This is a genomic window from Ruegeria sp. AH7 (assembly GCF_056541325.1).
This window is the reverse complement of sequence record NZ_JBQFYF010000004.1, coordinates 1-26,775: the sequence shown is the minus strand read 5'-3', so window position 1 is coordinate 26,775 and position 26,775 is coordinate 1. Positions and strand designations below refer to the sequence as shown.

Here is a 26,775-nt window from a genome sequence, read left to right as displayed (position 1 = left end):
ATGCCTTCATCCTTTCGACAAATCATTGCAATGAGCCGTGCAACCTTTCTCAGTATTCCGCGCAGGCAGGCCATTTCCTTGTCTATGGTCGGGTCAATCACGCTTGTGGTCTGCGTTCTAAGCGGCTTTCTTGCCATGGCGCGGGGGTTCGAAATCACGTTGCAAAGCGCGGGATCATCAGACGTGGCTGTTATCCTTGGCGGCGGTACACGACAGGAAGGCAACTCTGATATCCCAAATGAAGTTGTGCGAGCACTTCTGGCAACGCGCGGCGATTTGGGCGTCTTGCGCGACGATCGAAATGTACCCGTCCTGTCGCGCGAACTGGTGGTTCCCGTCGAGTTTCGAGAAAGTCCCGACGCGGTACCTGAAACACTGGCACTACGCGGGATGGATGAAACTGGCCCGGGCATTCGCGCGGTTGTTACGCTCGTTTCCGGCCGCTCGATGAAAGCCGGTACGCGTGAGATCATGGTAGGTGAGCAACTGGCCGCCCGCTATCCTGGCTTGAACGTCGGTGATCGGGTTCGGCTCGGTCCGGTTGATTGGACGGTTGTCGGACACTTCTCTAACCAAGGAAGTGCTTTGGAATCAGAGATTTGGGGCGACATTGATGCTGTGGCAGCGGCGTTCGATCGTTTGGGTGAGGTGCAAAGTCTTCGGCTCTCTCTCACGGAGGCCAACAAGCTTGACGGGCTAATCCGCGCCACCTCTGAATTCAGTACAGCTCAACTTTCGGTTCTGACCGAGGCTCAGCTCTACGCTGGGCAGGCCGAGGGAACGGCGCGACTCGTCCGGTATTTTGGATGGCCAGTGGCGATCTTGATGGCGATTGGGGCAACTGCTGGGGCGCTGAATACCATGATGAGCTCGGTATCGGATCGAACCATCGAAATCGCCACCGTCCGCGCACTGGGGTTTAGCCGATTATCGGCTTGTGTGGCGACCTGGTTGGAGGCTGTATTGCTTTCAACCTTGGGCATTGGTTTGGGCCTTGCCGTATCATGGCTGGCAATAAACGGCTGGCAGGCAAGTACGATCGGCGCAAATGGCACAAAGCTGGCCTTCCATCTTGTGGTTGGTCGAGATGTTATGATTGAGGCCGCATTGGTTGGTCTTGCCATCGGAGTCATAGGTGGTGTCGTGCCCGCAATTGCTGCAGCTCGGCTGCCTATTGCTGTCGCATTGAGAGGGCGTCGTTAGATGGTTTCTTCTGTTCTGTGATTATCAAATGTACCGCTGCTTGATGTCGATGACATAACCTCTCGCTGGTTTGCTAATCTCGTGCATCCTGAAACAAAATTGCCCGTGAAGCCGTTTTTCGGAACCGCCTTAGGTGATAGTTGTTGGGTGCTTCTAACTGCGCTCGGCGAGCACTTGGGTCAGAGCTGAATTCTCTGAATGAGCACGTTTCGCCGGGCATTTTCCACAAGCAAAGGTATTGAATTTGCGTTAGAACGCACATTGAAGCCAATGTGGTCAGACATTCAATACACAGGAATTTCGTTGCCAAGTGGACTAGCCCCTGCCGAACTGATCGCCATCTTAACGGCGGTAACGGATGATCAGCCGCGGGTTATGACCCTACGGGGTGGCGAGGCCTTGCCGTCCGGGCCTTTCGAATCCTCTCATCGCAGTTTGCAAAGCGGATTGCGCGCTTGGATCGAGGCACAGACCGGCCATCCAGTAGGTTATCTCGAGCAACTCTATACTTTCGCAGATAAGGATCGTGATCCACGATCTGAGGAGGTCACCAGCTCGCAGCGTATTTCGATCAGCTATTTCGGGCTGGTGCGTGAGCAGGATGCAGCCGGGGCCAGACGCCCGACATGGCGCAGCTGGTATCGGTACTTTCCCTGGGAGGATCATCGCCGTGACCACAGCCCCAAGGAACTTCCGCTTATCACTGACCGCCTCACAGCCTGGGCAGCGGCGGATGCGCTAAAGGTCCAGCGTGTCGATTATCTGTTCGGTCTAAATGGAAAACCGTGGAACGAAGAGCTTGTTCTGCAACGCTATGAATTGATGTACGAGGCCGGGCTGGTCGATACGCCAGAATTCGGTGTACCCATGGCAGCCGACAACCGTCGCATCCTCGCGACAGGCATTTCGCGCCTGCGGGCCAAGATCAAATACTCTCCGGTGGTATTTGAACTTTTGCCCGAAAGCTTCACTCTGCTTCAATTGCAGCGCACGGTCGAAGCGTTGTCCGGTCTGCACCTGCACAAACCCAATTTCCGCCGCCAGATTGACCAGCAAGAACTGGTTGAAGAAACCGGTGAAATGTCCAGCGGCACCAGCGGCCGTCCGGCGCGGCTGTTCCGATATCGCCCCGCCATTCTTGAGGCCCGAATGCTGTCGGGTGTCAGATTGCCGCTCTCCAGACCCTAACAATCCATTGACATAATCTCGAAACGAGAATAAGTAGATGCAGAATGTACTCGAATCGAGTATAAATGGAGTGTCCAATGAAAGATTTTCGACTGCCCGAGCTCTATGATCGGGTTAAGCAGGTCATCCCGCCCCCAGAGTGGATGCTGTTCGAAGAGAATTTGGAAGCCATCCTCGAACTGAAGCGCAAAAAGAACGCGGTCATTCTGGCACATAACTATCAGACGCCAGAAATCTTCCACGGAGTTGCCGACATTGTGGGTGACAGTCTGGCTTTGGCGCGCGAAGCCGTTGAGGTCGATGCTGACGTCATCGTTTTGGCGGGTGTGCATTTCATGGCCGAGACCGCCAAACTGCTGAACCCTGAGAAAACCGTACTGATTCCGGATTTAGGGGCAGGGTGTTCGCTGGCTGATTCCATCACCCCCGAGGACATCGCCTTGCTGCGCCAAGCCCACCCAGGGGTTCCGGTGATCACCTATGTCAACACGTCGGCAGCGGTGAAGGCGGCATCGGATATCTGCTGCACGTCGGGCAACGCAGTGAAGATAGTGGAGTCCCTCGGGGTGCCACGCGTTCTGATGATACCTGATGAGTATCTGGCAAAGAATGTCGCTAAAGAAACAGATGTCGAACTGATCGCATGGCGCGGGCACTGTGAAGTGCATGAGCTGTTCACACCTGACGACGTGCGCGCCATGCGCGAAGCGTGGCCGGGCGTGACGGTGCTGGCCCACCCTGAATGCCCGCCAGAGGTAGTTGCTGAGGCGGATTTTTCGGGCTCTACCGCCGTGATGTCGGATTTCGTAGACGCCAACAAACCGGCGCGGGTTTGCCTGCTAACGGAATGTTCAATGAGCGACAACGTTGCGCTTAACCATCCGGACGTCGAATTCGTGCGTCCTTGCAATCTGTGCCCGCACATGAAGCGCATTAGTCTGCGCAATATCCGCGAAGCGCTGGAACTTGATCGCTATGAAGTCACCGTCGACCCGGCCATTGCCGAAGATGCGCGCCGCTCAGTGGAACGGATGTTGGCAGTAAAATGATCCAGATCGACGGTCTTCATGGCCAGGTTGCAATAATCGGAAGTGGCATTGCCGGGTTGATCGCTGCGCTGGAATTGGCCCCGCAACCGGTGGTGCTGATCACCCGTGCAGGGCTGGGGCAGGAAAGTTCCAGCGCTTGGGCGCAAGGCGGTATTGCCGCCGCGTTGGGCGCGGATGACGATCCGGCGCAACATTTGACCGATACACTGCAAGCTGGAGACGGGTTGTGCGACAAGACCGTCGCGGCGGACATTCTGGCCGACGCGCAAGAGGCGATCACCATGCTGGAAAGCTATGGTGTTTGCTTCGACCGGAGTGCTGATGGCGCATATGACTTTGGGCACGAGGCTGCACATACCCATCGTCGCATACTGCATGTGGGTGGCGACCGCACTGGCGCCGAGGTCATATCTGCCTTGACACGTGCAGCCCTGAAATGCCCGTCGATCACCTGCCTGACAGATGTCGAGGCTCGGCGGCTGACAACGACTGACGGGCGTGTCACCGGCATTCACGTTCAACAAGGCTGTCAGGCAGAGGTGTTGCATACGTCTCAGGTTGTCATGGCGACTGGTGGGTGCGGCGGTTTATTCGACGCCAGCACCAATCCATCGGGCAGCTATGGGCAGGGTGTCATGATGGCTGCGCGCGCTGGGGCAGCACTGCGTGACATGGAATTCGTGCAGTTTCATCCCACCGCCTTGGATACTCCGCAGACGCCCTTGTATCTGGTCAGCGAAGCCGTGCGGGGTGAAGGCGCCATCCTTGTCGATCAAAACGGCAAGCGCTTCATGGCGCATATGCCGGGTGCTGAACTGGCCCCGCGCGATGTGGTTGCTCGCGCTGTGCATCAAGTCATCGCTGATGGTGGCCGCGTATTTCTGGATGCCCGCACAACACTTGGGTTCAGTTTTGCGCAGCATTTTCCCAGTATTTATGGGTTATGTAATGCCCATGGTATTGATCCGGTTTGCGAACCGATACCAGTACGCCCGGCGGCGCATTACCACATGGGTGGTATCGCGGTTGATCGGAACGCCCGAAGTACCCTGACTGGCCTTTGGGCCATTGGTGAATGCGCAGCCACTGGACTGCATGGCGCAAACCGGCTTGCAAGTAACTCGTTGCTAGAGGCTGTGGTGATGGGTCGTCGCGCTGCCCACAGCATTGCCGGGTGTAAGAACCAAATTCCTCGGACCGCGCTTGAGCCTGAATGGCTACCTGATCCCGATCTTGGTTTGGTCAGGTCGTTGGTTTCAAGACATCTAGGTGTGATCCGCAATGAGGCAGGGCTGCGCTCTGCCATTTCAAACCTGTTGCCCATGGTTGACTCCGCTGGGTGCGCCTCTGATCCGGCGCTTGTGGCGCTATCTGTCGCGATCTTCGCGCATCTTCGTTGTGAATCGCGCGGCGGACACTATCGCAGCGATTTCCCAAATTCGGAATCCGTGGCGCATGCCAATCAGATGACACTGACCGAAATTCTCACCCATGCAGGTTCGATCTGCCAGGAACCTCTTCTAAGGACTGCTTGAACTATGACCGACACACCCCTAGCCCCGTTGCCCCGGATGATGCTGGAGCCTGTAGTCCGTCGCGCCCTTGAGGAAGACTTGGGTCTTGCCGGCGATGTAACCTCAACGGCTATCATTTCAGGGGATCACAGTTCTGAAGTTGTGGCTCGTGCGCGTCAGTCTGGATGCATTGCTGGACTGGATTGCGCAGAACTGGCCTGTGCATTGGTCGATCCCGCAATCAAAGTGACGCGTCATGTAAACGATGGCGATCTCGTCGTGTCCGGCGCGGTCATCGCAACGTTCCAAGGCCCCTCTCGCAGCCTTTTGATAGCCGAACGCACCGCGCTCAACTTTATGGGACATCTTTCTGGCATCGCCAGCGTGACGGCAGATCTGGTGCGCCGGGTGAAAGACACGGGTGCAGCGATCACCTGCACCCGTAAGACCACGCCCGGTTTACGTGCGCTCGAAAAATATGCAGTGCGTGCAGGTGGTGGCATGAACCATCGCTATTCCTTGAGTGATGCTGTGCTGATCAAGGATAACCACATTGCAATAGCAGGCGGTATTGGCAAGGCTCTGACCAAAGCGAAACAGAGTGTCGGCCATATGGTCAAAATTGAGATTGAGGTCGACACCCTTGGACAGCTTGCGCAAGTTCTCGAGATTGGTGTTGATGCCGTGCTGCTTGACAATATGGATCCACAGACCCTTCGCAAAGCGGTTGCGATGATCGATGGACAGGCGATCGCCGAAGCCTCGGGCGGGATCACCCCGGCTCGTGTGCGAGAAGTAGCGGAAACCGGAGTCGATCTGATTTCGATGGGCTGGATCACCCACAGTGCGCCTTGTTTAGACATCGGGCTGGATTTTGTCGCTACGGTTAATTCTTAACCCGAGCCCGCTCCGAAAAACTGATTTTAGCCCTATTGCTATTCTGCAGCGGCGCGCGGGCGTTCCGTGAGGGTTATCCAGGCCTCGTTTTGTGATAGAAAGACATGCCCGTTTAAGTCCTCAATCAGGCGCGAGCGACTTAACCGATCCATTACAGGCCCTTTGACTTCAGAGAAATGCAGCCCAACGCCCATGTCTTTTAGACGTGCGTTCACCGCTTCAAGGCTTTCGAGCGCGGAGTAATCCACTTCGTTGACCGCAGAAAACATCAGGATAACATGGGCAATGTTGCAGCCTTCGGTAACGCGAGACTGTATCAAGTCCTCTAAAAAGCGAGCGTTGACGAAGTAGAGGCTCTCATCGATGCGCAGGCTCAACACGCGCGGGTCGGTTTCGACTTTGTGGCGCAGGATGTTGCGAAAGTGTTCGCTGCCGGAAACGCGGCCCACCTCGGCCACATGCGGCTTTGAGGTTTTGTAGAGGTGCAGCAGCACAGAGATGATCACACCCGAAGCAACCCCGACCTCGACCCCCAGCGACAAGGTCAAAACAATCGTCGCTGTAACAGCGACGAAATCGGCGCGGCTGTAGCTCCAGGTTTTTTTCAGGATCGAGAGATCAACCAAAGACAGCACTGCAACAATGATTGTCGCTGCAAGCGTTGCCTTCGGTAGGTAGTAAACCAACGGCGTTAGCGCAGTGGCGGCGATAGCGAGGCCAATGGCGGTGAATGCCCCAGCAGCAGGAGTTTCCGCGCCTGCGTCGAAGTTTACAACGGAGCGCGAGAAGCCACCTGTAACGGGATAACCGCCGGTAAATGCAGCACCAAGGTTGGCCGCGCCCAGCCCGATCAATTCCTGATCCGGGTCAATCCGCTGCCGTTTCTTGGCCGCAAGAGTTTGAGCCACGGAGATAGATTCAACAAATCCGATGATCGAAATTAAAATCGCTGGCACTAGAAGGGCTTGGATGAGGTCCGGGGAAAAACTGGGCATGGTCAGCGGTGGCAGGCTTTGCGGGACAACCCCCACGACCTTTACGCCTTCGTCTGTAAGACTGAGCGCCCAAACCGCAACAGTGGTGCCTATAACGGCGACAACGGGACCGGCCTTGGTGGCAAGCTCTGCAACAAACGCCGGAACCCCAAGACGGTTCAACATTAGCGGCAAGCCTTTGCGCACCCAAAACAGGAACGCCGTTGCAGTTGTTCCGATGACAAGCGTGATCCAATTCAATTCATTCAGATGGGATACTGTCGCCACAACCATCTCGGGCAGAGTATGTCCTTGGGCGGGAACGCCAAGAATGTGTTTGATCTGGCTGGCCGCAATCAGAATGCCTGACGCAGTGATGAACCCGGCAATCACCGGGTGGCTGAGGAAATTGGCCAGAAATCCCAGCCGGAACACCCCCAAAAGAAACAAGAATCCACCTGACAAGAAGGCGAGCGTTAGTGCCGCGACCGTATAGCCTGCTGTACCCTGTTCTGCGACCTGTCCAATTGCCGAAGCAGTCAGGAGTGAGACCACCGCAACCGGCCCTACGGCCAGAGCACGGCTTGTCCCAAACAAAGCATAAAGCAAGATTGGCACGATCGACGCATAGATACCCGCCTCCGGTGGGAGGCCCGCCAACAGCGCGTAGGCAAGGCTTTGTGGGATCAACATAATCGTGACGATCAGCGCCGCGATCATATCGTTCGAAAGAGCGCTGTGATCGTAGCTGCGTCCCCAGTCCAGTACTGGCAGGTAGCGGCGTAGAAGTTGGGTCATGGCCCCGTCCAGAAGAAAGAAGATGGGCTCAGCGGTTCACGCATGAGCCAACCCTTTTATGATGCGCATCCAGGAAAAGGTTCCGCTGCGCCGGTTATCAGCCGCTTATTCGGCAGCGACCTTGAGTTTTTCGGGCTTGGCCATCCATTCCTTGCCCTTCAGCATGGCTTTCCAATAGATCGGTGGCAGCATCTTTTCCTTGAGAAACCATGCCAAGCGTGTGGGCTTGGTGCCGTCCAGCAGTGCGCGTGGGAAGCTAGGCTTTAACACGCCACCATAACCGAACTCGGCCAGAACGATTTTTCCGCGTTCAACAGTCAAAGGGCATGACCCATAGCCATCATAGGCGGCAGTCGGTGAGCGACCCGCGATATCGGCCACGATGTTTTCCGCCACTGTTGGAGCCTGCTTGCGCGCTGCCGCTGCAGTTTTCGCATTGGGGGCGTTCATGACATCGCCAAGGCTCCAGATGTTTTCGTAGCTCTTGTGGCGGAGGGTACTCTGATCGACGTCAACCCAACCCGCCGCATCGGCCAAAGGAGATACTCGGACAAAGTCAGGGGCCACCTGAGGGGGGCAGACATGCATCATGTCAAAGTCTACTGTGACTGTTTCCGGCTCAGTTTCGGGTTTGGCGACCTTGAATGTTGCCGTCTTTGCCGGGCCATCGACAGACACCAGATTATGGAAGTAGTTCAGCGTCGCACCGTACTTAGCCACATAGTGTTCCAAAGCAGGTACATAGTCTTTCACCCCGAACAGGACCCCACCCGCGTTCATGAACTGAATGTCGATATCCTTCAGGCGACCGTTTCGGAACCAGGCGTCGCCTGACAGATACATTGCCTTTTGAGGCGCACCTGCGCATTTGATAGGCATCGGTGGCTGCGTAAAAAGGGCGCGTCCCTCTTTCATATCCTGCACCAACTGCCAGGTGTAGGGTGCCAAGTCATAGCGGTAGTTCGAGGTTACGCCATTGCGGCCGAGCGTTTCTTCGAGCCCCTCAACTGCTTCCCAATCCAGTTTCAGACCGGGGCAAACAACCAATCGATCGTATTTAACAACACGACATCCATCCAGGATCACCGCATTGTTTTCGGGTTCAAACGCGGCAACCGCTGCCTTGATCCATTTGACTCCATTCGGGATGAGCGAGCCCATAGTTTTTGCGGTTTCGCTGGCCTCGAAGATACCACCGCCGACCATGGTCCATCCTGGCTGGTAGTAGTGAATATCCGCCGGATCGATGATCGCTATCGAAAGGTTCGATTGGCGGGATTGCAGGCTGGCAGCGACAGAAACACCTCCGGCACCCGCACCGACAATCACAACATCAAAATTTGCATCGCCCGTATCCGTTGGGGTCTTACCCCCGTTTGCTATACGTCTCGCGACACCGTTCATATCGTATCCCGCGGCTTTCGTCGCTGCGAGTATTTCGGGCATTGGACGTTTCTTGCTTTCGTGGAACGACCAAAGGGTGGCTGACCGCGTTCCGGTTCGGCAATAGGCAAGGACAGGGCGTGGCAGCTGGGCCAAAGCGTCACCAAATGCCTCGACATCTGCATCGTTTACGATCCCGGATCGAACGGGAACGTAGACGGCGTCAAGCCCAGCCAGCGTTGCTGCTCCCTCGATTTCTTCGAAACTGGGCTGGTCTGCTCCTTCACCGTCGGGACGGTTACAAACTATCGCTCGGAAGCCGGCATCCTTGATTGCGGTTATATCGTCGACCGTGATTTGCGGGCTTACCGAGGTTTTGTCAGTGATTTTCCTGATATCCATTTCGACCTCCTCAGAGTGCATTCACGGGCACTTTGAGCATCGGATTGCCGTCAACGTCTTTTGGCACTTCTCCGGCGCGCATGTTCACTTGCAGTGAAGGAATGATGAGTTTTGGCATGGCAAGCTGTGCATCGCGTTCGGTGCGGAACTTGACGAATTCTTCCTTCGTTTTGCCTCCGCCAACGTGAATATTGTGGGCTTTTTCGTCACCAACTGTGGTTTCCCACTGTATTTCACGGCCGTTTGGACCGTAGTCGTGACACATGAAAAGCCTCATCTCGTTTGGCAGTGACAGCACTTTCTGAATGCTGTCGTAAAGAACGCCGGAATCGCCGCCTGGAAAGTCGGCTCGGGCCGAACCTCCGTCAGGCATGAAGAGGGTGTCGCCTACAAACGCGGCATTCCCCATTACATGCACCATACAGGCAGGTGTATGACCCGGCGTATACATGACAAAGGCTTGCATGTTGCCGATCATGTAGGTGTCGCCATCCTCGAACAGCGCATCGAACTGAGATCCGTCGCGCTGGAATTTGGTGCCTTCGTTGAAGATCTTTCCGAACGTATCCTGCACCACCATGATTTTTGATCCGATACCGATCTTGCCGCCCAGCTTCGACTGAATGTAGGGGGCCGCGCTGAGGTGATCGGCATGAACATGTGTCTCTATGATCCACTCAAGTTTTAGCGCTTGTTCTTCAATTCGGTGGATCAGTTGGTCTGCGTGTTCATAGGTGATACGTCCGGCGGCATAGTCGATATCCATGACGCTATCGACAATCGCGCAGGCATTCGATGACGGGTCCTTTACGATGTAGCTGATTGTGTTGGTGGCTTCGTCAAAAAACGCTTGAACATCCGGTTTGATGCCCATGCAGACGGGGTAAGTCATATCGTGTCCTCCGAAGGGGTTGTCAGGTGGTCGATTTGGCTGGCATAGGGCTGATCAGGCGGCGCAAATAGAATCCGCCAATGACCGACGCGAGGAACAGCGCGACTTCCCAGCGGCCTGTTCCCAATGCAGGAATGGCAGCGCCCGGACAGAACCCGGCAATTCCCCAGCCAATGCCAAATAGGGCGGCGCCCCCGATGAGTTTGTTATCGATCTGCTTGGAAACAGGCAGCTGGAAACGGTGTTCAAACAGCGGGGCAGGGCGATGCCAAACAAGCCGATACCCAATAAACGTTACGACCAAAGCACCGCCCATGACGAAAATCAAACTTGGATCCCATGTTCCAGCAATGTCAAAGAAGTTCAGAACCTTTGCAGGGTCCATCATCCCCGAGATTGCAATTCCTGTTCCAAAGACAAGTCCGGTCACTAGGGCAAAAAGATGTTTCATTTCAGCCTCCTGCGACATGGCGGATTAGGAATACGGTTAGTGCCGCTGTCGCCATGAAAACCGGCACCGCTACGAACGAACGGATTGATAAGCGCGACAAGCCACATATTCCGTGACCAGATGTGCAACCAGACCCCAGGCTTGCGCCGAGCCCGACAATCACACCGCCAATGACAATCATCGCCGGGCTGACAGGGACGGTGAGCACGGGCATGGAGCCCGTCACGACATAGATGAACCCCGGAGCAAGTATCATTCCTGCGATCAAAGCGAGCCGCCACATCAGTTCTTCCCGGTTTTGGACGAAGACTATGCCAGACAGAACCCCGGTCGCACCAAGTACCCGCCCCAGGCCAAGCATTAGCAGCACCGCGCTAAGGCCGATCAGCAAGCCACCACCAAAAGAGGTGAAAGGAGTAAACGAAGTTTCCATTGCTTCAGGACCGGCAGGTCTTAAAACCGAAGATATAGTAGATCGGACAAACACGCGTTGCCGAGACAATCAGCATAACAATACCGACCGCTGTCGCGCCGAATTTCAGAACGTTCCCGTCAAACAATGGCAAGCCGCTGAAAAGGGCAAGATAAAGCAATCCAAGGCCAAGCGCAGCGCGAAGGACGCGGTCAATGGTTCCAACGTTCGTGTTCATGGTGTTCTCCATCATCATAACTTGGAGAACGGATATAGTTTTGACTTCAGGGGTTCAGTGACATTGTCACTTAACATGCAAAAATTTGAATTAGTTGGATGCAGCGCGTTCTCGTAGCGCTTGTTTGTCCAGCAACAAAATGTGGCCACGTGATTGGGCAATCATTTCACGCTTCTGAAAATCCTGCAGAATTCGGCTAACGACTTCTCGCGCTGTGCCCAGTTCACTCGCCAATTGTTGGTGGGTGGTCGAGATCTCCTTAAACTCGCCTGCCAATGTCAGAAGCCGCTCGGCCAAACGCACATCCATATGCCCAAAGGCCACGTCATCCACGACGCGCAGGAGGTCGATCAGCCGCCTTGAATAGGCTGCGAAGACGAATTTCCGAAACTCTTCTTCTTCGGCGACCAACCTGTCAAAGGCAAGCTTTGGAAGAACGATGGCGGTTATGTCAGTCTCTGCCATACCTTCGGCGTTGTAAGCCTCTTCCGCCAGCATACAGGCCGTCGTCAGAACGCAGCTTTCCCCGGCATCTACGCGATAGAGGACGATATCGCGACCCGTGTCCGAACTTTGCGAGACACGGATGCGCCCATTATAAAGAAAGAAGAGGCTATCTGGCACATTCGCAGGTCCAAATACCTGCGCGCCTTTAGGCATTTCGACGATCCGCGCTTCCTTAAGCAGGCGGTCGCGCACCGAGCGCGGCAAGGCCGCAGTCCCCTGAAAGCGCTCTGTCCAATCAGCGATCATCGTGCTTTGCGCATCGGTGCTACGATACCCTCTTCAATAGTAGCAATGCGAGAGGACAAAAGGTTTGCCCAATTGAACACCACCATTATGCCTTCGTCGGGTGACCACATACCCCACGAAGCCCAGTTCATGCACGATCTTTTTGATATGCGGTCGTGCAGATCCATTGACCTGCATGACGTCATCGACCCGGATCAATTCAATCGCTTTGAGAGCCGCGCACTGCGTATTGGCCAGGCTAAATTGATGCAGGTGTCAGCTTCATCCTATGACCTCGCCTTGAACGATGATCCATGTCATCTGACATGACTCCATTGGCGCGAATGCCAGCAACACCTGTTCCGATGATCAAAAGCTAATAGTAGAAACCTTTAGAATCTTAGCGAAAGACAGGACATCCCCCCATCCAGCTTTGCGCAGTCGGTGTTGTCGATCTGAACGACCTGGTAGCCTTCGCGATCCAGCATCTCTGCAGTGCGTGGGAAGCCCGCTGCCATCAGGACCAGATTGTTAAAGCGGATTGCGTTGGCAGCGGCTTCTTCGCCGTCAGCGACATGCAATACACGGTAGCCTTCAAAGCAACCCAATGCATCCAATCGACGGGTCGACAGGATTGTCTCGGCATCCATCAATGAACAATCTGTCTTGAAATGCAAAACGCCTTCTGGCGTGAATACTTCGCGCAGTTTGTAACCCCAGTTAGATGTAATTTTTGCGAGCTCGGCGACACCTTCAGCATCCGTTCGCTCGGACCGGCCCACCAGTATTTCGCGACCGGTCACTAGTATATCCCCACCCTCGATATGACCGGGGCCTTTGATTTCGAAGACCATTTCGTAGCATGCGCGAAGTGTCGGAGCCATTTGGCCGACTTCGCCCATCCGCGACGGTGCACCTGGTCGCATCAGTATGGCTCCTTGTTGTAGGCACAGGGCCGTATCCTCGACAAATTGCGCGTCAGGGAATGCGTCGAGGGAACCAAGCTCGATCACCTCCGCTCCGGTACTTTTTAGTGCTGAAACGTAAGCCTTATGCGCCGCTATCATCCCGTCAAAATCCGGGTTTCCGATATCTTCTGCACGTAGCCCTCCGGCTATGGTCGGAGCCGGGCGACGGGTAATGGCACGGGAAAACTCAAAGGTGGGGTCTGACATGTTTCAATCTTTCTGAGGTTCGAATTTCAGAGCGGTGACTTCGATCATGACCGGTCCATCTGTGGCGACTGTATCGCGCATGGCCCGCGCGACAGCGCTGGGTTCAGCTGGAATCGAACTGAATGGAATGCCAAATGACTTGGCGGTGGCGGCGAAATCTGGGGGCGAGGGGTCACACCCTATGACGGTCACGCCTACATCCTGCATTGATGTGGCGATTTCCCGATACCCGTAGTTGTTCCAGATCACGAATGTGATGGGCAGGTTTTCATCGACTGCTGCCATAATTTCGGGCAATGAAAACTGCGCGCCGCCATCGCCGACTACACAGATCACCCGCGCGGACGGATCGGCGATTGATGCGCCGATAGCCGCCGGTATACCGTATCCCAGCGCACCATACCCCGTCGCTGCATTGAACCAGCCACCAGCCCGGTCGTGATCGTAGAAAAGATTACCGGCATAAATTGGTTGGGTAGAGTCCCCAACCATCAACGCGTTCGGGACAGCCGCGCGCATCGCATTCAGGACTTCCACCTGATGGCGATAATCGGGGCCAATTTCTTTCCAGGCGGCGTCGCGTGTATTGCTGGCACGTTCTGCACCATCGCATTGCTTTGCGTCCAGAGGCAGAGCCTCAAGCAGCTGCGGAATAACCACATCAACGTCACCTTGAATGGTAAGCACTGCCGCATGTCTGGCCAGTTGATCGCTACACCGATCAATCCGGATCAGGTTTGGCAGTTTCGCAAACTCACCCGTGTCGTACATATCGTAGTCTGTTGGCCCCAGCTCAGTTCCCAAAGCAAGCACGCAATCGGCGCTTTCTATCAGTGCGCGTACCGCGTTCAGGCTCGGGCTTGCTGGAACGGTCAGAGGATGCCCATGCATCAAACCGCGCGCGTTGACAGTTTGGACCACGGGCGCATCCAGCGCTTCGGCCAAAGCTTGCAGTCCGGCCCCAACACGTTTCGCACCGCCACCTGCCAAAATGACAGTTTGCTTCGCTTCAGCCAGTTGCGTTGCGGCTTGTGTGATCAAGGCCGGGTTAACCGGCGGCTCTGGATCGAGCGTCGCGAGAGGCGTTTCCTGATATTCAGCCGCAGCGATATCCAACGGAACCTCGATATGCACCGGTCCAGGGCGGCCGTTTGCGAGGTTGTGAAAAACGCGGCTCAAGGTCGGGTCCAGAGCCGTGGTGTCGGAGACTTGTTCCGACAGTAGCGCAACTGTTTTGGATAGCTCCAGTTGATCGGGCAATTCATGCAAATGCCCCAAGCCCTTGCCGAGCGATGCGGTTTTGTTGACGCCAGACACCACCAACATTGGCACTGAATCGGCGCGTGCCTGTGCCATCGGCGTCAGCGTATTTGTTAATCCGGGGCCGGTAATCACAAAGGCCACACCCGGTTTGCCCGACACGCGGGCATAGCCATCGGCCATGAAACCCGCACCCTGTTCGTGCCGAGGCGTAACATGACGAATGCCCGAGGCCGCAAGCCCGCGGTACAGCTCAACCGTGTGTACGCCTGGAATTCCAAAGACGCAGGTTACATCCCTTTGGTGAAGTTTCGAAACCAAAGCTTCGCCGATTGTCATTCCGCTCATGCGACCTCGCGTGATTTGCTGTTGGCGTGATCGATGATGCGAGAGATTGCGGTGGCAAAATCTGTGTCGTTGATCGTCAGCGCGACGCGGACCCAATCTTTTAGGCTGCGCCCAAAGGCGGAACCCGGCATGACAGCTACCCCGGCTTGCAACAAGTCCCATGCATAGGCGTCGCCATCCAGCCCAGTGGCGGACACGTTGATGAGGGCGAACATTCCTGCCTCGGGGCGGTGAACTGTCAGATCCGTTTCCGCTTCAAGACGATCGGCCAAAAGGGTTGCGCGCTTGAAGAAGCGGGTGGTCATTCCGTGGGCAACATCAGACCCGTCGCGGATTGCCTTTTCGGTCATATCCGCAATGAAAGGCTGATTGCCAAAGAGCATGGTCTCGGAATACGGCAGCAGCGCTTCGCAAAATGCTGCGGGTCCAACACACCAACCACTGCGGAACCCCGGTGCGGCATGTGATTTCGAGATGGAGGACACGCCTATGACCCGATCCGCCAGTTCCGGATTCGCTAATGGTGAAACAAACCGGGCACCATCAAAGACTAGTTCTTCATAAACCTCGTCCGAGATGATCCATAAATCATGGGCAATTGCGAGTTTCCCGATCTCGGCAATTTCCGTCGCGGTCAGGATTGCGCCCGTCGGGTTGTGCGGCGTGGTTAGAAGAATGGCACGGCTGCGCGGAGTAATCCGCGCTGCGATATCTTTGGCCTGCATGCGAAACCCGTGCTCAGGATGCAGCGGAACGGGCACCATTTCCGCTCCCGAGGCGCGTATGACCCCTTCGTAGGTCGCATACATCGGGTCACCAACCAGAACTTCATCACCTGCCTCAGCAACCCCAGCCATCGCTGTGAACAGGGCGGTTTGTGTTCCGGGAAAGCAAAGAAAGTTCTCGGGCCCAAAAGCCCGTCCGCGAGAGGCTGAATAGCGCGTGGCAAGCGCGTCAAGCAGTCCAGCTTCACCGCGTCCGTTGGAATATCCTGTCCGCTGCGCACGTAGTGAGGTTACAGTGGCTTCGACCAAAGCTTCGGGCACCGGCACATCCGGTTCGCCAATCGTCATCTCAACGATGTCCGCTCCGGCTTTGATAAGGTCGCGCGCTTTTAGATGGACGCCCCATTTGGCGCCCCCCAAACCCGCCAATCGTTCGGTCACTGACGTGGTCTTCATGGCTGTTTTACCTCTTTGGTCAAAGGAATACCGACGATGGCGCTGACAGAATCCAGCCCGATCTGCGCCAACTGGCCTTCAAAAAATGCATCCGGAAGCGCTCCTCCTTCCAACCAGAGGCCGTCGATCACCGCGTTACAGGCAATGGCCAGTTGCGTTGCTTCTGATGCTGCGACTGTGCGCCCGGTTTCTTGCAATGCGGCGACGATCAACTTCTCGAGATGATCCCGGAAATAGTTATAGGTTTGCTGGTGGATGCGCTGCATTTTCGGATCATGCTGCACCTTGTTCAGGAAGCCGGCCCATAAGGCCACAGCGCTTGTGTTAACGATTGGTGGCCGCAACGATGCGTCAACGAAGTTGGTTAACCGAGAGACTGCGCTGCCCTGACCCGACGAAGCAGCCGTCTGATCGGTCAGCGTGTTCATGTGGTGCTCATATGCCGCCTGAACCAGCTCTTCCTTCGTCGAAAAATAGTGACGGATTAAACCTTGGGTCACGTTCGCGCGGGCTGCAATCTCACGCACAGTAGCACCCCGAACACCCATCTCGGCGATCAGGTCCAATGTCGCCAGGATCAGCGCCTCGCGCCGAACTTCAGCAGACTCACGTGTAAATTTTCGGCTGTCGTCCTGCACGTCCCGGTCATCCATGGCATCGAGTTATTATACACTTGCATAATTGCGAGATTCGGGGCTTACTGCAAGTCGAAATCAGAAGATTCTTGGATATGGACACAGCCAAAGCAACATCATCCACACTCGAAGCAACCGCGACGAACGAGGCAATAAAGGTTGAAGACCTTCATAAATCCTTCGGTACGCTGGAGGTTTTGAAAGGTGTGTCGCTAACAGCCAACAAAGGGGATGTCGTTGCCATCATCGGGGGGTCAGGTTCTGGTAAATCCACTATGCTGCGCTGCATCAATTTCTTGGAAACGCCGAGTTCGGGAAAGATCACCATAGGTGGTGAACTGGTTGAGATGCATACCGATGGCAGCCCGTCCAACCGCCGCCAGATCGAACGTATCCGAACGCGGTTGGCGATGGTGTTTCAGCAGTTCAATCTGTGGACACATCGCACGCTATTAGAGAACGTAATCGAAGTGCCGGTGCATGTGCTAAAGATACCAAAGTCAGAGGCCATTGCGCGGGCGCATGAACTGCTGGAAAGGGTAGGGCTCGGCGACAAGGCCGATACTTATCCAGCCTATCTGTCAGGTGGCCAGCAACAGCGCGCTGCCATTGCACGCGCGCTTGCGGTCGATCCGTCTGTCATGCTGTTTGACGAGCCCACCTCGGCGCTTGATCCCGAACTGGTCGGCGAGGTTTTGACCGTGATCCGTGATCTGGCCGCCGAAGGGCGCACCATGCTGCTTGTCACCCATGAAATGAAGTTTGCGCGCGAAGTCGCAAACCACGTTGTCTATCTTTTCGAAGGCCGCATTGAAGAGCAGGGGCCACCTGCCGAGGTCTTTGGGAACCCAAAATCAGAACGGTTGAAGCAATTCCTCAGCTCGGTCGCCTGATCCAGTCAAAACTAACGAATGAATCAACAGGGAGTAACAAAATGAACGTCAAGAAACTGCTCGCATCCGGGCTTGCCGCCGCCATTCTTTCGGCTGGTGTCGCCAGTGCCGAAGAGGTCAAGATCGGCATCGCAGCTGAGCCTTACCCGCCATTCGCGTCGCTGGACAGCTCAGGTAACTGGGTTGGCTGGGAGATCGACGTTATCAACGCCGTCTGTGTTGCGGCCGAGCTTGACTGTGTGATCACACCCGTCGCTTGGGATGGTATCATCCCATCGCTGACCGGTCAGCAGATCGATGCGATCATGGCGTCGATGTCGATCACCGAGGAACGCTTGAAGACCATTGATTTCAGCGATCCTTACTACAACACACCTGCCGTCATCGTCGCGGATAAATCGATGGATATCGAAGCAACCCCTGAATCGCTGGCGGGAAAAATTGTTGGCATTCAGGCTTCGACCATCCACCAGGCTTATGCGCAGGAATATTTCAAGGATTCCGAACTGCGCGTCTACCAAACCCAGGATGAGGCCAATCAGGATCTGTTCGCAGGCCGCATTGATGCCACACAGGCCGACAGCATCGCGATGGCTGACTTTGTAAACTCGGATGCCGGCGCCTGCTGCGAAATCAAAGGTGCCGTTGCAGACGATCCGGCCATTTTGGGCCGCGGTGTGGGTGCTGGCGTCCGCAAGGGTCAGGACGACCTGCTTGCGGCGCTGAATAAGGGCATCGCGGCAATTCTGGCCGATGGCACGCACGAGGAAATCACGTCGAACTATTTCTCGGCCAGCATCTACTAAGCTGCCGCTGTGACCGAACTGTTGGACTCACTTGGATTGGCGCAGAGCGCAGAGCTTCTGTCGCTGTCGCCACCGGGGTGGGGGGCCAATCTGCTGCGCGGATTGTCCCACTCATTGCAGATCGCCCTTGGTGCATATGCGCTGGGCCTGGTGATCGGCTTGTTCGGAGCTTATGGCAAACTTTATGGCGGGAAGGTCACGCGCGATCTTCTCGCCATTTACACGACGGTCATCCGGGCCGTACCGGAACTGGTTCTGATCCTGATCCTGTACTACGTGGGATCGGATATCATCAATAAAATCTCTGCTGCCATGGGTGGTGGCCGGGTCGAAGTCAGCGGCGTTGGCGCAGGCATATGGGTACTGGGCGTCGTTCAGGGTGCATACGCGACCGAAATTCTGCGCGGTGCCATTCAGGCGGTTCCACCCGGTCAGATCGAAGCTGCTAAATCCTACGGGATGCCTGCCTTCATGACCATGCGGCGTGTGACAATCCCTGCGATGATGAGCTTTGCCGTGCCGGGTCTGGCCAACCTGTGGCTGATTGCGACCAAAGACACGGCACTGCTTGCTGTCGTGGGTTTCAACGAGTTGACGCTGGAGACCCGACAAGCTGCCAGCAGCACGCGCGCCTATTTCACTTTTTTTCTGGCGGCGGGTTTTCTCTATCTCATGGTCACGCTGTTTTCCGGCGGTATCTTCGCCCGGATTGAGAAATGGGCGCGTCGCGGCCAACCCTCTCTGACGGGAGGGAGCAGATGATCGATTTCAGATCGCTGATGCAACCACACCGCATCGTGATGATGCTAGTCTTCGTCGGGATCGTCATATGGTGCGCAGTATCGCTGCAGTGGGACTGGATCCCGAAATACGCCCCATTGGCCCTTCAGGGCATTTGGACGACAATCTGGCTGTTGGTTGTCACCGTTGTTCTTGGTTTCCTGCTTGCGGTTCCGCTTGGGTTGGCACAGGCGGTTGGGCCCTGGTATCTTGCCGCCCCTGCCAAGGCATTTTGTACTATCATCCGCGGTACTCCGCTGCTGTTACAGCTTTGGTTGTTGTACTATGGGTTAGGCTCGCTCTTCCCCCAGTTTCCGTGGATCCGGTCTTCAGAACTCTGGCCCTATCTGCGGCAGGCATGGCCTTATGCTGTGCTGGCGCTGACGTTGTCCTATGCCGGGTATGAAGGTGAAGTTATGCGGGGTGCGTTCAAGGGCGTCGCCAAGGGGCAGCTTGAGGCCGCCAAATCTTTTGGTATGCCGCGGCTTACCATGTTCCGCCGCATCTGGTTGCCACAGGCGATCCGCAATGTTCTTCCGACGTTGGGTGGCGAAACCATCCTTCAGTTGAAAGCAACCCCCTTGGTCGCCACTATAACCGTCGTCGATATATATGCCGTCTCTTCACGTGTGCGCTCTGATACTTTCATCATCTATGAGCCGCTCCTTCTATTGGCTGTATTCTATATTCTGGTCGCGGGTATGATTGCATTGGCGTTCCACTGGTTGGAGGTCCGAGTTCTGGGAACCGGAAAGCGAAGTACGTCTTGATTTTGACCCAGCGGCGGATAGCGGACGATTGCATGTCAGCTCTTTCCGCGATCCTCTTGGCTCCACCTTTCTGTCAGCTTCTGTCGTGAACGGGTGGCGAATTGTTGGACTTCACATGCGTTCGCCATCGCGTTTGCAACAGACTTGAAGCTAAAAGTTTCGCAGAATTTCTTCGGCGTTCGTCTGGCTAGCGTTCACGGGGCAGGCGGTCCTATCGACCAGATGCCCGAGCCCGCTTTGGTGTCAAAGACAGCGAGCGGTAAGACGCATTAGCATATAAACTCAAAGGTCAAAAATGTGCACCCCGTGCCACCGTCGACCAACTTTTGCAGTCGCGACGCATGACATCTTAAGCGACAGAATCGGGCTTGAGCTTATATTTTTCGGTAGACCAGACTGGTGTCCGACGAGATTGGAAGTTGATCCAGAACCGATGCAATCTGGGCATGCATAGGTGACTTCTGGCAAACTGGATCAGTTGCGGCGGCATCACCAGACAGTGCAAGCGCTTGACAACGACACCCACCAAAATCCAACTCTTTGCGTTCGCAACTCTGACAGGGTTCCGGTAGCCAGTCGGTTCCGCGGAATATGTTGAAAGACTCGCTTTGGTACCAGATATCTCTAAGGCTTTTTTCTCGTACTGTGTCGAACTGAATATGCTTGATCGTCTGGGCCGCATGACATGGTAAAACTGTACCATTGGGTGTGACGTTCAGGCCTGTTGAGCCCCAACCGCCCATACAGGCTTTGGGATAGTCCGAGTAGTAGTCCGGCGGTACAAAATCGAAGGCAAGAACCCCTTTAAGGCGCTGTGCGGCATCGGCGACCGTATTCTTTACCACTTGGGTTTGTTCACGGGTTGGTAGCAACGCAGAGCGATTTTCCAAGGCCCATCCGTGAAATTGGACGCAAGCCACTTCCAGTCGGCGCGCTCCGAGCTCGACGGCCATTTCAATAGTGCGATCCAGATCATCCAGATTTTGACGGTGCATAACAGCATTCAAGGTCAGGGGAATACCCCGCGCGCTGACCTCTTTTGCGAAGGCCATCTTGCGGTCAAACCCTCCGCGATACCCGCCGATCCGATCTGCCAGTTCAGCGTTGGTGCCTTGCAGCGAGAGTTGGATATGATCCAGACCTGCAGCCTCAAGATGATCTAGCCGTTTGGGCGTCAGACCAATGCCCGAGGTAATCAGGTTAGTGTAGAGGCCGGTGGCGGCGGCGGCTTCTGTCAACTCTTCTAGATCACGGCGCGATGCGGGCTCGCCACCAGACAGATGCAGCTGCAACACGCCCATGTCGTAGGCCTGTTGGAACACGTCTTTCCAGGCGTTGGTTTCCAGCTCGGTTTCTTTGCGCTCTAGCTCGACCGGGTTGCTGCAGTAGGGACAGCTGAGCGGGCAGCGATGGGTCAACTCGGCCAAGAGGGCAATAGGTGCTTGAACACTCATGTTTGCACCATCAGGTACAATCGGCTGCGAAGCGTTTGAAGAAATTGTTGCACATCCTGTGCGATTTGATCCGCAGGCGCGTTATAAGTATCGGCCAACTCCGCAATGATCTGATCTAAACTGGCTGCGCCATTGATCCGGCTCAGGATCGCAACGCCGATTTCATCCAGTTCGATCACCTTTTCCGGGGCCATCAGCACTGTGCGTTTGCGAACCTGGTCGTGTTGAACCCGCACGCCGCGTGGCAGATAGGGGCGATCTTGGGGGCGTAGCTTAAGTGTCATGTCAAACCTTCCCCTGGCTGCCAAGCCCCGGGGGGGATCAGGCCGGGTTCGACATAGGCGCACCAAAGCGCATCAAGCTGAGCCCAAAGGACATTGGTTTTGAAAAGCAGCGCTTCACAGGCCATGTCCTCTTTTTCAGGCGTGTCGGCGTGATCGAGCACCCAGTTCAGACCAAAGGCGACGTCCTTGGGCGCTTGAGTGAGGCGCTTCTGGAAATACGACAAGCTATCTGGATTGGCGAAGTCGTAGTGCGCCAAAAGTCCCTCAATCCGTCGCTCGTGGATTTTTGGTGCAAACAACTCTGTTAGTGAGGACGCAACCGCCTGTAGAAGCGGTTTTTCGCGGACATAGTGTACATAGGCATCCACTGCGAACTGGGTCGCCGGGAGGATACCTTGGCCGGACGCAACATAGTCAGGGTCTAGTCCCACCGCCTCGGCGAGCTTCAGCCACCTTCGGATACCACCGCCCTCGTCAACGCCACCGTCGTGATCTTCGATCCGTGACCGCCACTCGCGTCGGATATCGGGATCGGTACAACGCGACATAAACGCAGCGTCTTTCATCGGAATGGCTGCCTGATACGCCCATCGATTTATAACCCAGGCCCGTACCTGATCGGGTGTGCACTGCCCGCTATGAAGCCGATGGTGAAACGGGTGTTTATCATGGTAGCGTTCAGCGCCGATTTGGCGCAGGCGAGCTTCCAGCGCTTCGCGGCTCATATCGTGATCTCCTGCCCGTCATAAGCAATGGACCAGCCTGCGTTCTCGACAAAAGTCCGTTCCGGCCCGCCGGGTTGCAGCATCGGGTTGGTGTTGTTGATATGTATGAACGTCTTGGCTGCCGAGATGTCTTTGAGCTGAGCGATTGACCCATCAGGTCCGCTGACCGAGATATGGCCCATGCGTTGCCCGGTTTTGACACCCGTTCCCGTGCGGATCATCTCATCATCGTCCCAAAGCGTGCCGTCAAAGAACAGCTGATCCCCGTCTGCGATCTGGGACAATAGGTCTGGCGTCACCTGCGCGCACCCGGGGATGTAGTAGGCGACCTTGCCGCCTGCGCTAAGCCTTACACCAACTGTTTGTTCCCCGATCAGATCGGTTTGCACTGTGTCACCTTCCATGAACAAAGGTACCTTACCCGGTACGGCAAACAATCGCGCGTGAAGCCCGTTCTGAAGATCGAAGTCTTGTTCCAAAACAATCCGTTTGCGATCTACTTTCGCCCGGTTCACCGCGTCGAAAATCCGGTTGTTGGAAAGCACTTCCAGAATGTCACCGGTCGCAAACAGGGTGAACGGGGTTTGTTCACGCAGGCTGAGTAAACCTGCAATATGGTCAATATCGCCATTGGTCAGCAAAACTGAGACGACTGGTGTATCGCGCAATGACCGGGGGTGCATTTTGGGATTGTCCAGCATTTGCTGGCGAATGTCTGGTGAGGCATTAAGAATGCTCCAATGCTCACCATCTTGCGATACTGCCAATGAAGATTGGCCGGAAGGCGGGATAAGCCCGTTACGGGCATCCTCACAGTTCCGGCAACCACAATTCCACTGCGGCAGTCCACCGCCTGCAGAAGCCCCAAGAACCAGAAAATGCACTTTGGGCCTCCGCTGAGATCAGATGATCAAAACAGGTCGCGTTCGTGCTCGCGGCCTTCATCCTCGGAGGGAGAGTACATGTTGATCTCCATTCCGCAGTTCACTTCTTTCAGCTTCGGTGTGCTCCAAGTCATGATGTCTCCTCCCATGAACAGCTGGTGTTTCCTCAAAACCTACAGTTCGCGCACTCCGTCGAAAATGGTGCTTTGGTCGTAGGGATAGTCGAAGTCTCAAGGTTCGGGCAATTCACGTCAATAGCCTTAGGGTCGTAGATACCTAGCCTAGGACTTTCGTCGAATGTCATGTTAAAGGGTGGAAAGTTAGTCTTTCGCCCATGCGCGTACTTCAGAGTATGTTGGTGTTCCTTCTTGGCAGCCTTTCGGCTTTGGCCGAGCCTTCGCCACGAGAACAGATTGAACCCTACGTACGGGCTCCGATGTCGCTGGGTGAGGCGTTAAACGAAGATGGCGTCTACAGTTTGTTGAACTCGGGTGGCGCTGAGGTGGGATATGTATTTGAATCCGAACCTTTAGCACCATTGCCGGGCTTTTCAGGGGCGCCGATCAACCTGCTTGTTGTTCTGGATCTTGAAGGTCGGTTTCTGGATGTCCAACTGATCGAACACAATGAGCCGATCTTTGTCTCGGGCCTCGGAGAGGCGCCATTTCACAAGTTTTTTGAACAATATGGCGGGCTGTCGATTTCGGATTCGATCGTAGTTGGCACGCCCTATGGCGATGGCGCTTCGGGGTCGTCTTTGGTGTATTTGGACGGGGTCACAAAAGCGACAGCCAGCGTTCGGATCGCGCATGAATCGGTTATGGGTGCTGCTTTGGCCGTTGCGCGAGAGAAGATGAAGGGCTTGGCAACGGCGCCTCCAGCCTTTCCGAAACCCGACTACGAAGAGGACTTGACCTGGCAGGACCTGGTCGACCAAGGTATCGCGACACGCAAAGTGATCACCAATGCTGAAGTCGACGCCCTGTTCAAAAGCACCTTATGGGAGGATGACGACCCCGAAGCAAAGGATTATCCGGAAGACCCATATCTTGATCTCTGGATTGTGGATCTCGGTCCCAAATCCATTGCTCGCGCGGCTTTGTCTGAAGACAGCTTTAAAGAGCTGCAGAATTTTATGGAAATCTCAGACAATGACGAACCGATCCTGCTGATTGAAACAGCTCGCCATGGATTGGTAAGCGATGAATTTGTGCGCAACACTGCACCGGACTGGATCGCGGCAGAACAAGGCGGGCTACCGGTCGCACTACGCGATGCAGATCTGCTGGTCGAGCTTTCAGACACTATGCCCGATGGGGTTGCCATGATCTTGCGCACGGATCGCAGGTTGGGTTTTGATCCTGCAAGCGACTGGGTGCTGAAGGTTCTGGCGGTGCGCGAACATGGCATGTTTCAACCCGAAACAGGCTCGGTGACACTAGAGGTACCTCACAGCACGCCCGAACGGTTTTTTGACAGGCCAGTACAGGTCAAACCGGCGCCGCCTTGGCTGGAAGCGCTGCGGAACCGCCAGGCTGATATGATTTTATTGGGGGTTTTCCTGACCGGGCTCGTCGGCGTTTTGGGTCTGCGGATGAACGCGTTTGCGGCTCGACCGCTGTTCACCCCGTTGCGTCTTGGGGTTCTTGCCATTGTCACAGGTTTCATCGGCTGGTGGGGGCAGGGTCAGCTGTCAATCGTTACGGTTCTGGGGTCTCTGCGCACCGCCTTGGAAGGCGGAAGCTTTGCGTTTCTGCTCTACGATCCCTTCTCGCTTTTGGTTTGGGCGGTCGCACTTGCTGGCCTCGTGGCGTGGGGCAGGGGGCTTTTTTGCGGTTGGCTTTGCCCGTTTGGCGCGCTTCAGGAATTTTCCCATCACCTTGGTAAGGCGTTGCGAATCCCGCAGATCGAACCTTCTCCCAGATGGGACAATCGGTTGAAATGGCTGAAATACGCCATTCTGCTGGCGCTTATTGCCGTCGTTTTCTTCGCCCCGGATCAGATTGACAAAGCAGCCGAAGTTGAACCGTTCAAAACCGCGATCACAACCTTCTTCATCCGCGAGTGGTACTATGCGGCCTACGCGATATTCTGGCTGGTGCTGAGCATGGTGCTCTTCAAGGGGTTCTGTCGCTACGTTTGCCCCTTGGGGGCCTTTATGGCGATCGGAGGATTGCTGCGCGGTCGAAACTGGATCGAACGCCGCACGGAATGCGGTTCACCTTGTCAGCTATGCAAAGTCAAATGCAAATACGGTGCGATCCGGAAAACCGGTGAAATCCAGTATGACGAATGCTTTCAGTGTCTTGACTGTGTCGCCATTCATGATGACCAAAGCCGCTGTGTTCCGCTGATCATCGCAGCGCGGCGCCAGAGCCGAGGGGTAGCTGCGCGATGATGAACCGACGCCGCTTTCTGGCCATTTCAGCCGCTGCCCTTGCGACCCCGGCACAGGCACGTCCCATTCATTGGCAAGGCTATGCCTTGGGGGCCGAGGTTCACCTGACCCTCGAAGGTGATCCCGACTTAGCTCAGAACGCGATTGTGCATGTGCGATCCATACTTGAGCGGTGTGAGACGCTCTTCAGCCTTTACCGTCCGGATTCGACTTTAGCACAGCTGAATCGTACTGGATTTCTGAGCGACCCTGACCCGGATTTTCATGCTCTGCTTGTGGTCAGCGACACCGCTTACAAACTGACCGGAGGATTTTTTGATCCGACGGTTCAGCCGCTTTGGACGGCCCGCACCTCGCAAGAGATCAAAGTAGCACAGCGGCTCGTTGGTTGGGATCGGGTGCGCATCTCCCGGTCCCGCATTCAGTTGGATCAGGGCCAGTCACTGACCTTGAACGGTATAGCTCAAGGTTACGCCACAGATCTTGTCGCACGCGCATTGCGTCAAGCCGGGTGGACAAAGGTCCTGGTCAATGTTGGAGAGTTCCATGCCGGTGGCCGCACTTGGACTCTTGGTGTCTCCGACCCGACGCATGGCTTGGTTGAAACAATCCAACTGCAGGATCGCGCAGTTGCAACGTCCAGCCCAACAGTATCTCAGTCTCGATCAGGTGGTCCACACATTCTGGACCCAAATGGCGCTCGCGCACCGCAATGGTCCACGGTGAGTGTACAGTCGTCGAACGCAACGATTGCGGATGCCTTGTCGACGGCCTTCTGCTACGCGAACAAAGTTGAGATTCGTACGGTTCTTTCTCGAACCGATGATGAAGCCACAGCTCTTTGTGTTCATCGAAACGGCACTGTGAAAACTCTGACCGGATAGCAAAAAAGCCCCGATTTTCACCGGGGCTTTGCTGTGTCTATTGGTTTTCTACAAACAAGCTTGGACGGCACGTTTGGTCATGACGGAGACCAGATGTGCGCGGTAGTCTTTGCTGCCGTGCAGGTCGGCGATCATGTTCATCGGGTTGACCTTCAGCCCCATCAA

The 26,775-nt window shown here is 55.5% G+C and carries 27 protein-coding genes and 1 pseudogene; 11 read left to right on the top strand and 17 right to left on the bottom strand.

Going from position 1 to position 26,775, the window contains the following annotated elements:
- The first annotated feature begins 30 nt into the window (after positions 1 to 30).
- The 5 genes from ACR0JX_RS10670 to nadC all read left to right on the top strand — a co-directional run bounded on the left by ACR0JX_RS10670 (position 31) and on the right by nadC (position 5,851).
- Positions 31 to 1,203: an ABC transporter permease gene (locus ACR0JX_RS10670; protein WP_480543784.1), complete on the top strand. Its 1,173-nt coding sequence runs from the start codon at positions 31 to 33 to the stop codon at positions 1,201 to 1,203.
- Between the two features lie 303 nt (positions 1,204 to 1,506).
- Positions 1,507 to 2,391: an NUDIX hydrolase gene (locus tag ACR0JX_RS10665; RefSeq protein ID WP_480543783.1), complete on the top strand. Its 885-nt coding sequence runs from the start codon at positions 1,507 to 1,509 to the stop codon at positions 2,389 to 2,391.
- Between the two features lie 77 nt (positions 2,392 to 2,468).
- Entirely contained in the window at positions 2,469 to 3,440 is a 972-nt protein-coding gene (gene nadA / locus ACR0JX_RS10660; RefSeq protein WP_480543782.1) for a quinolinate synthase NadA, read from the top strand.
- The gene (locus ACR0JX_RS10655) at positions 3,437 to 4,975 is read left to right on the top strand and encodes an L-aspartate oxidase (RefSeq protein ID WP_480543781.1); all 1,539 of its coding nucleotides are present in this window, start codon (positions 3,437 to 3,439) and stop codon (positions 4,973 to 4,975) included. Before nadA ends, ACR0JX_RS10655 begins: the two co-directional genes overlap by 4 nt.
- Positions 4,976 to 4,978: 3 nt before the next feature.
- Positions 4,979 to 5,851, top strand: coding sequence for a carboxylating nicotinate-nucleotide diphosphorylase (gene nadC, locus ACR0JX_RS10650; protein ID WP_480543780.1), 873 nt, complete (start codon positions 4,979 to 4,981; stop codon positions 5,849 to 5,851).
- Between the two features lie 38 nt (positions 5,852 to 5,889).
- On the opposite strand, the gene ACR0JX_RS10645 is transcribed toward nadC, so the two are convergent.
- The 11 genes from ACR0JX_RS10645 to ACR0JX_RS10595 form a co-directional block, all read right to left on the bottom strand.
- On the bottom strand, positions 5,890 to 7,623 hold the full coding sequence (locus ACR0JX_RS10645) for a SulP family inorganic anion transporter (RefSeq protein WP_480543779.1): 1,734 nt from the start codon (positions 7,621 to 7,623) through the stop codon (positions 5,890 to 5,892).
- A gap of 105 nt (positions 7,624 to 7,728) precedes the next feature.
- The gene (locus ACR0JX_RS10640) at positions 7,729 to 9,408 is read right to left on the bottom strand and encodes a bifunctional protein tyrosine phosphatase family protein/NAD(P)/FAD-dependent oxidoreductase (RefSeq protein ID WP_480543778.1); all 1,680 of its coding nucleotides are present in this window, start codon (positions 9,406 to 9,408) and stop codon (positions 7,729 to 7,731) included.
- 10 nt (positions 9,409 to 9,418) lie between these two features.
- Positions 9,419 to 10,300: an MBL fold metallo-hydrolase gene (locus ACR0JX_RS10635; RefSeq protein ID WP_480543777.1), complete on the bottom strand. Its 882-nt coding sequence runs from the start codon at positions 10,298 to 10,300 to the stop codon at positions 9,419 to 9,421.
- 22 nt (positions 10,301 to 10,322) lie between these two features.
- Positions 10,323 to 10,751 carry a DUF6691 family protein gene (locus tag ACR0JX_RS10630; RefSeq protein WP_480543776.1) on the bottom strand — a complete coding sequence of 143 codons (429 nt, stop codon included), beginning with the start codon at positions 10,749 to 10,751 and terminating at the stop codon, positions 10,323 to 10,325.
- A 1-nt stretch (position 10,752) separates the two neighbouring features.
- A complete protein-coding gene (locus tag ACR0JX_RS10625) occupies positions 10,753 to 11,184 on the bottom strand; it encodes a YeeE/YedE family protein (RefSeq protein ID WP_480543775.1) in 432 nt (143 codons plus the stop codon).
- Positions 11,185 to 11,188: 4 nt separating this feature from the next.
- Positions 11,189 to 11,401: a YgaP family membrane protein gene (locus ACR0JX_RS10620; protein ID WP_480543774.1), complete on the bottom strand. Its 213-nt coding sequence runs from the start codon at positions 11,399 to 11,401 to the stop codon at positions 11,189 to 11,191.
- A gap of 90 nt (positions 11,402 to 11,491) precedes the next feature.
- Positions 11,492 to 12,154 carry a Crp/Fnr family transcriptional regulator gene (locus ACR0JX_RS10615; protein ID WP_480543773.1) on the bottom strand — a complete coding sequence of 221 codons (663 nt, stop codon included), beginning with the start codon at positions 12,152 to 12,154 and terminating at the stop codon, positions 11,492 to 11,494.
- A gap of 371 nt (positions 12,155 to 12,525) precedes the next feature.
- Positions 12,526 to 13,308: an arginine deiminase family protein gene (locus ACR0JX_RS10610; protein ID WP_480543772.1), complete on the bottom strand. Its 783-nt coding sequence runs from the start codon at positions 13,306 to 13,308 to the stop codon at positions 12,526 to 12,528.
- A gap of 3 nt (positions 13,309 to 13,311) precedes the next feature.
- Positions 13,312 to 14,916: a 5-guanidino-2-oxopentanoate decarboxylase gene (locus ACR0JX_RS10605; protein ID WP_480543771.1), complete on the bottom strand. Its 1,605-nt coding sequence runs from the start codon at positions 14,914 to 14,916 to the stop codon at positions 13,312 to 13,314.
- Complete coding sequence (locus tag ACR0JX_RS10600; RefSeq protein WP_480543770.1) at positions 14,913 to 16,097, bottom strand: pyridoxal phosphate-dependent aminotransferase; 1,185 nt, start codon at positions 16,095 to 16,097, stop codon at positions 14,913 to 14,915. The genes ACR0JX_RS10605 and ACR0JX_RS10600 overlap by 4 nt, the downstream gene beginning before the upstream one ends.
- The gene (locus tag ACR0JX_RS10595) at positions 16,094 to 16,750 is read right to left on the bottom strand and encodes a TetR family transcriptional regulator C-terminal domain-containing protein (RefSeq protein WP_480543769.1); all 657 of its coding nucleotides are present in this window, start codon (positions 16,748 to 16,750) and stop codon (positions 16,094 to 16,096) included. Before ACR0JX_RS10595 ends, ACR0JX_RS10600 begins: the two co-directional genes overlap by 4 nt.
- A gap of 77 nt (positions 16,751 to 16,827) precedes the next feature.
- Between ACR0JX_RS10595 and ACR0JX_RS10590 the strand changes: the two genes are divergently transcribed.
- The 4 genes from ACR0JX_RS10590 to ACR0JX_RS10575 are packed head-to-tail and all read left to right on the top strand — an operon-like array spanning position 16,828 to position 19,981.
- Positions 16,828 to 17,625 (top strand): ABC transporter ATP-binding protein, encoded by a 798-nt coding sequence (locus ACR0JX_RS10590; RefSeq protein ID WP_480543768.1) that lies wholly within the window; start codon positions 16,828 to 16,830, stop codon positions 17,623 to 17,625.
- A 41-nt stretch (positions 17,626 to 17,666) separates the two neighbouring features.
- Entirely contained in the window at positions 17,667 to 18,431 is a 765-nt protein-coding gene (locus ACR0JX_RS10585; RefSeq protein ID WP_480543767.1) for a transporter substrate-binding domain-containing protein, read from the top strand.
- A 9-nt stretch (positions 18,432 to 18,440) separates the two neighbouring features.
- Positions 18,441 to 19,193, top strand: a complete 753-nt coding sequence (locus ACR0JX_RS10580; protein ID WP_480543766.1) for an ABC transporter permease — start codon at positions 18,441 to 18,443, stop codon at positions 19,191 to 19,193.
- Positions 19,190 to 19,981: an ABC transporter permease gene (locus ACR0JX_RS10575; protein ID WP_480543765.1), complete on the top strand. Its 792-nt coding sequence runs from the start codon at positions 19,190 to 19,192 to the stop codon at positions 19,979 to 19,981. The genes ACR0JX_RS10580 and ACR0JX_RS10575 overlap by 4 nt, the downstream gene beginning before the upstream one ends.
- A 374-nt stretch (positions 19,982 to 20,355) precedes the next feature.
- On the opposite strand, the gene pqqE is transcribed toward ACR0JX_RS10575, so the two are convergent.
- From pqqE to pqqA, 5 genes are read right to left on the bottom strand one after another with little or no spacing between them, the layout of a single operon-like run.
- Positions 20,356 to 21,435, bottom strand: coding sequence for a pyrroloquinoline quinone biosynthesis protein PqqE (pqqE, locus tag ACR0JX_RS10570; RefSeq protein ID WP_480543764.1), 1,080 nt, complete (start codon positions 21,433 to 21,435; stop codon positions 20,356 to 20,358).
- Positions 21,432 to 21,719: a pyrroloquinoline quinone biosynthesis peptide chaperone PqqD gene (gene pqqD / locus ACR0JX_RS10565; protein WP_480543763.1), complete on the bottom strand. Its 288-nt coding sequence runs from the start codon at positions 21,717 to 21,719 to the stop codon at positions 21,432 to 21,434. The genes pqqE and pqqD overlap by 4 nt, the downstream gene beginning before the upstream one ends.
- Positions 21,716 to 22,444 (bottom strand): pyrroloquinoline-quinone synthase PqqC, encoded by a 729-nt coding sequence (gene pqqC / locus ACR0JX_RS10560; protein WP_480543762.1) that lies wholly within the window; start codon positions 22,442 to 22,444, stop codon positions 21,716 to 21,718. The genes pqqD and pqqC overlap by 4 nt, the downstream gene beginning before the upstream one ends.
- Positions 22,441 to 23,328, bottom strand: coding sequence for a pyrroloquinoline quinone biosynthesis protein PqqB (gene pqqB / locus ACR0JX_RS10555; RefSeq protein ID WP_480543761.1), 888 nt, complete (start codon positions 23,326 to 23,328; stop codon positions 22,441 to 22,443). Before pqqB ends, pqqC begins: the two co-directional genes overlap by 4 nt.
- Before the next feature lie 26 nt (positions 23,329 to 23,354).
- Positions 23,355 to 23,462, bottom strand: coding sequence for a pyrroloquinoline quinone precursor peptide PqqA (pqqA, locus tag ACR0JX_RS10550; RefSeq protein WP_170537497.1), 108 nt, complete (start codon positions 23,460 to 23,462; stop codon positions 23,355 to 23,357).
- 218 nt (positions 23,463 to 23,680) lie between these two features.
- On the opposite strand from pqqA, the gene ACR0JX_RS10545 reads away from it, so the two are divergent.
- Together ACR0JX_RS10545 and ACR0JX_RS10540 are read left to right on the top strand one after the other, a co-directional pair.
- A complete protein-coding gene (locus ACR0JX_RS10545; RefSeq protein WP_480544116.1) occupies positions 23,681 to 25,726 on the top strand; it encodes a 4Fe-4S binding protein in 2,046 nt (681 codons plus the stop codon).
- On the top strand, positions 25,723 to 26,610 hold the full coding sequence (locus tag ACR0JX_RS10540; protein WP_480543760.1) for an FAD:protein FMN transferase: 888 nt from the start codon (positions 25,723 to 25,725) through the stop codon (positions 26,608 to 26,610). Before ACR0JX_RS10545 ends, ACR0JX_RS10540 begins: the two co-directional genes overlap by 4 nt.
- A 48-nt stretch (positions 26,611 to 26,658) precedes the next feature.
- Here the strand turns inward: ACR0JX_RS10540 and ACR0JX_RS10535 are convergent.
- A pseudogene (locus ACR0JX_RS10535) lies at positions 26,659 to 26,775 on the bottom strand (FAD binding domain-containing protein); the annotation flags it as partial.

Bases quoted from the DNA above. Each gene is read 5' to 3' on its own strand.
- ACR0JX_RS10590 (WP_480543768.1), top strand. From the start codon at position 16,828: ATGGACACAGCCAAAGCAACATCATCCACACTCGAAGCAACCGCGACG.
- ACR0JX_RS10625 (WP_480543775.1), bottom strand. From the start codon at position 11,184: ATGGAAACTTCGTTTACTCCTTTCACCTCTTTTGGTGGTGGCTTGCTG.
- ACR0JX_RS10585 (WP_480543767.1), top strand. From the start codon at position 17,667: ATGAACGTCAAGAAACTGCTCGCATCCGGGCTTGCCGCCGCCATTCTT.
- pqqE (WP_480543764.1), bottom strand. From the start codon at position 21,435: ATGAGTGTTCAAGCACCTATTGCCCTCTTGGCCGAGTTGACCCATCGC.
- ACR0JX_RS10620 (WP_480543774.1), bottom strand. From the start codon at position 11,401: ATGAACACGAACGTTGGAACCATTGACCGCGTCCTTCGCGCTGCGCTT.
- ACR0JX_RS10545 (WP_480544116.1), top strand. From the start codon at position 23,681: ATGTTGGTGTTCCTTCTTGGCAGCCTTTCGGCTTTGGCCGAGCCTTCG.
- nadA (WP_480543782.1), top strand. From the start codon at position 2,469: ATGAAAGATTTTCGACTGCCCGAGCTCTATGATCGGGTTAAGCAGGTC.
- ACR0JX_RS10605 (WP_480543771.1), bottom strand. From the start codon at position 14,916: ATGAGCGGAATGACAATCGGCGAAGCTTTGGTTTCGAAACTTCACCAA.
- ACR0JX_RS10640 (WP_480543778.1), bottom strand. From the start codon at position 9,408: ATGGATATCAGGAAAATCACTGACAAAACCTCGGTAAGCCCGCAAATC.
- pqqC (WP_480543762.1), bottom strand. From the start codon at position 22,444: ATGAGCCGCGAAGCGCTGGAAGCTCGCCTGCGCCAAATCGGCGCTGAA.
- ACR0JX_RS10630 (WP_480543776.1), bottom strand. From the start codon at position 10,751: ATGAAACATCTTTTTGCCCTAGTGACCGGACTTGTCTTTGGAACAGGA.
- ACR0JX_RS10645 (WP_480543779.1), bottom strand. From the start codon at position 7,623: ATGACCCAACTTCTACGCCGCTACCTGCCAGTACTGGACTGGGGACGC.
- ACR0JX_RS10610 (WP_480543772.1), bottom strand. From the start codon at position 13,308: ATGTCAGACCCCACCTTTGAGTTTTCCCGTGCCATTACCCGTCGCCCG.
- ACR0JX_RS10600 (WP_480543770.1), bottom strand. From the start codon at position 16,097: ATGAAGACCACGTCAGTGACCGAACGATTGGCGGGTTTGGGGGGCGCC.
- ACR0JX_RS10615 (WP_480543773.1), bottom strand. From the start codon at position 12,154: ATGATCGCTGATTGGACAGAGCGCTTTCAGGGGACTGCGGCCTTGCCG.
- ACR0JX_RS10595 (WP_480543769.1), bottom strand. From the start codon at position 16,750: ATGGATGACCGGGACGTGCAGGACGACAGCCGAAAATTTACACGTGAG.
- ACR0JX_RS10575 (WP_480543765.1), top strand. From the start codon at position 19,190: ATGATCGATTTCAGATCGCTGATGCAACCACACCGCATCGTGATGATG.
- ACR0JX_RS10670 (WP_480543784.1), top strand. From the start codon at position 31: ATGAGCCGTGCAACCTTTCTCAGTATTCCGCGCAGGCAGGCCATTTCC.
- pqqD (WP_480543763.1), bottom strand. From the start codon at position 21,719: ATGACACTTAAGCTACGCCCCCAAGATCGCCCCTATCTGCCACGCGGC.
- pqqA (WP_170537497.1), bottom strand. From the start codon at position 23,462: ATGACTTGGAGCACACCGAAGCTGAAAGAAGTGAACTGCGGAATGGAG.
- ACR0JX_RS10655 (WP_480543781.1), top strand. From the start codon at position 3,437: ATGATCCAGATCGACGGTCTTCATGGCCAGGTTGCAATAATCGGAAGT.
- ACR0JX_RS10635 (WP_480543777.1), bottom strand. From the start codon at position 10,300: ATGACTTACCCCGTCTGCATGGGCATCAAACCGGATGTTCAAGCGTTT.
- ACR0JX_RS10540 (WP_480543760.1), top strand. From the start codon at position 25,723: ATGATGAACCGACGCCGCTTTCTGGCCATTTCAGCCGCTGCCCTTGCG.
- nadC (WP_480543780.1), top strand. From the start codon at position 4,979: ATGACCGACACACCCCTAGCCCCGTTGCCCCGGATGATGCTGGAGCCT.